This window comes from Pseudaeromonas pectinilytica (assembly GCF_054780855.1).
In genome coordinates this window covers 1-2,882 of record NZ_BAAGVN010000251.1, presented here as the reverse complement: position 1 = coordinate 2,882, position 2,882 = coordinate 1, and the positions used below count along the sequence as shown (strand labels likewise).

The following is a 2,882-nucleotide window of genomic DNA, read 5'->3' as shown; positions in this document are numbered from 1 at the left end:
GAAGCACTGGCGTTCAAGGTGCTCGAAGCGCTCAAGGCCTGGCATCGTCGGTTGATGATCGATGCCTTGGTCAAGAACGAAAAACGGGTGCCATCAAACCCTCGGACTGGGAAACCAGCCGGGTATCAAGGCATTCTGGATGCGTATGAAGTGCAGCATGGGGTGAATGTATGAAGTTAGGACGTTGCCCCATTTGTCATGGGCAGATCCACCTGGAGGCATTGGTGCAGGATGAGGCGGGCCGTCAGTTGATGGCCTCGTTGGTGCCGCTGACGATCGAGCATGGCACCGCCTTGGTGGGCTATATCGGGCTGTTCCGCTCCCACAACCGCGACCTGGCCAATGACCGGGCGTTGCGGTTGATGCGAGAGGTGCTGGAGTTGGGCGGGGCTGAGATTGCCCCCGCCTTGGCGGAGGTGGTTGAAGCCATGCGCAGCAAGGCGCAACAAAACCCTGCCGTGTGGAAGCCGTTATCGAATCACAACTACCTGAAACGAGTGATAGAGGGTATGGCGCCGCAACAAAACAACCCCGCAGTGCAACAACCAGGGCCGATCATGCAACAGCCAGCTCGAATGACGAGCAAAACAGCAGGCGGCATGATGGCGCTCGAAGCGCTCAAAGGAGGTAACTGATGGCGAACGGACACCATGAGCAGTGGTTTATGGCTGAGTTGGCCACTGGTCTGCAGAAGCTGATCTCGTTATCGCTACAGGGTACCCCAGCCATGGAGACTATTCAGCTGACCGCTGCCAGTTGGGCTGAGACGCTGTGGGCGGCTCCGATTGGTTGGGATCAGTCGTTGGATAGTCAGCGGATTGCGGCGGCGTTCGTCCGCATGATGCGAGATGTTGACCGCTGGCCCGCGCCTAAGCACTTGCTGCACTACCTGCCATCGCGGCCGCAGCCGGTGAACCCACTGTTGACTGCGCCGCAGATCAGTGAGGAGCAACGGCAACGCAATCTGAGTCACTTGGCGGGAATAGTGGCCATGTTTAAACGAGGAGGCCGCAATGGATAATCTGGACCTGTTCGCCGATGACCATGAGGCGCTGGGGCAGTTGGTTGACCGGATGGACTTAATACCAATCGATGAGCTCAAGGCCAAGTGGCCGCAATCCCTCGCAGATCTGGCGGATGTGATAGCGAGCGAATTGAAGCGAGAGGGAGTGGCCGATCCGGGGGCGAAGTCCCGCAAGTTGGCCCTGGTGCTGGCTCACTATCTGGGCGGTCGGGCCTACTACATACCAACCGGAGAAAAGCTCAAGGCCGCATTGCGTGACCTTGAGATTTTTGAGCGCTGGTACCAGAACGAGCCGATGGATAGCATTGCCACGCACTACAAACTGAGCCACCCACAGCTCTATGTCATCATTGCCGAGCAGCGCAAGCTGCACAGGAAACGACACCAACCGGATATGTTTGATTCATAACCCCGCTTCGGCGGGGTTTTTATAGCCGAATTAGCGAGAAGTCTGTAGAATCGCCGCCCCATGATTGTTGTTTATAGCCATGATCTAGGGTAAAACAAAGATCTGCACGTATTCCAATTGGCGCTGAGTTTATTCAATGGCATTACCTGTACCCAAAACTACGGAACTTCTCCGGACTTTGACATCTTACATTGATGAAGGTCATGCAATAGATACTTGGGCTGCAGCAGTGGTAAAGCGAGAAATAGCTGCTATAGAAGACCCTGCAGCCAGAGCGATGCTGAATGCTTTACGTTTGGGGGCGCTGGGGAAAGAGGATGAAGCAGTAGACTCTTTCGATTCAGCTTTGAGAGCGTATTGCGATTCAGTTATCGGCCTGAATTTCTCTACCTATTTAAGACGTGTTGGTCGATACTCTAGTTACGTTGATCTAGCGTACCGCTTATCAGAGCTCTTTGAAGACCCTGAGATTGTGAGTAATGCATGTGAAGCCGCATATGTGACTGCGGATTTGCCGCGAGTTCACACCTTTTCCATGAGGCTTTGCAAGTACGTATCATCGCAAACGCAAGATAGGGTGGACATTATGTCGGAAGCTGACAGTTTCGCCAAACTACTGCAGGCTGCTGAAAGAAGCATGGGCGTTAGCCCGACACTCGTGCAGAAGCTTGCATCATTGAGCATCAGCGTTGCTGATCGTCATCGTAAGATGGTCTCTGGTTCCCGAGTGTCTATTGCTGAAGGCCAGATAATGGTAACAGTTGATGTTAGGGAAGCAGACCCTGAGCAGCTATCTGATATGAATTATGAATTGGCGATGGCAATTGCCGATAACGATGAGTTGTTTGACATACCTGCCACTGCTTGGTTTCGAGGCAAAAACACTGAGGCAAAGGTGGTTTAGCTGTGGCTGTTTCAAGCAAGGATTTCCTCGATTTTGCAATCGATGTTTTGAATCGAACAGATGAGATAGGTTATAGGAACGCTATTGCTCGCGCGTACTATGCAATGTTTCATGAAGTTACTTCGATGATGACATCTATGCCCGTCTATAGCGCTCATGCCCATGATGGTCTTATTCAGTACCTCAATAACGCAGGGGGCAAAACAGAGTCGTACTCTCAAGCTGAATTAAGAGGGCTTGCAGCCATTTTACGTCAGCAAAAAGGAAAGCGAGTTCTTTCTGATTACGATTTACAAGGGAATATTACGAGTGCTGATGCTAGGGAAAGCATCAAAACTGCAGAAAGATTATTTGCCAAATGTAACCAGATGAAAACCTAGCATTTTCACTGATTGATAACCCCGCCGTCGAGCGGGGTTTTTCTTATGTAATACACAATAAACCCGCCTCAACCGGCCCCGCCAGTACGCTATCGATACAGCGTTTAAACTGGATTTTAACGGGGCTCATATGCCGAATTTCATCATCAATCAGATCGAGTATGA

At 51.6% G+C, this 2,882-nt stretch carries 5 protein-coding genes; all 5 read left to right on the top strand.

The features are described from left to right. Positions 1-170: 170 nt before the first annotated feature. The 5 genes from ACYVG7_RS10745 (at position 171) to ACYVG7_RS10725 (ending at position 2,717) form a co-directional block, all read left to right on the top strand. Positions 171-635 carry a hypothetical protein gene (locus ACYVG7_RS10745; RefSeq protein WP_460883107.1) on the top strand — a complete coding sequence of 155 codons (465 nt, stop codon included), beginning with the start codon at positions 171-173 and terminating at the stop codon, positions 633-635. Continuing rightward, positions 635-1,021: a hypothetical protein gene (locus ACYVG7_RS10740; RefSeq protein WP_460883106.1), complete on the top strand. Its 387-nt coding sequence runs from the start codon at positions 635-637 to the stop codon at positions 1,019-1,021. Before ACYVG7_RS10745 ends, ACYVG7_RS10740 begins: the two co-directional genes overlap by 1 nt. Beyond that, a complete protein-coding gene (locus tag ACYVG7_RS10735) occupies positions 1,014-1,433 on the top strand; it encodes a Mor transcription activator family protein (RefSeq protein ID WP_460883105.1) in 420 nt (139 codons plus the stop codon). Before ACYVG7_RS10740 ends, ACYVG7_RS10735 begins: the two co-directional genes overlap by 8 nt. Positions 1,434-1,569: 136 nt before the next feature. Beyond that, complete coding sequence (locus tag ACYVG7_RS10730) at positions 1,570-2,337, top strand: hypothetical protein (protein ID WP_460883104.1); 768 nt, start codon at positions 1,570-1,572, stop codon at positions 2,335-2,337. Between the two features lie 2 nt (positions 2,338-2,339). After that, positions 2,340-2,717, top strand: a complete 378-nt coding sequence (locus ACYVG7_RS10725) for a HEPN domain-containing protein (protein ID WP_460883103.1) — start codon at positions 2,340-2,342, stop codon at positions 2,715-2,717. Positions 2,718-2,882: the final 165 nt, after the last annotated feature.

Coding starts and splice junctions, on each gene's coding strand:
- ACYVG7_RS10745 (WP_460883107.1), top strand. CDS start 171: ATGAAGTTAGGACGTTGCCCCATTTGTCATGGGCAGATCCACCTGGAG.
- ACYVG7_RS10730 (WP_460883104.1), top strand. CDS start 1,570: ATGGCATTACCTGTACCCAAAACTACGGAACTTCTCCGGACTTTGACA.
- ACYVG7_RS10740 (WP_460883106.1), top strand. CDS start 635: ATGGCGAACGGACACCATGAGCAGTGGTTTATGGCTGAGTTGGCCACT.
- ACYVG7_RS10735 (WP_460883105.1), top strand. CDS start 1,014: ATGGATAATCTGGACCTGTTCGCCGATGACCATGAGGCGCTGGGGCAG.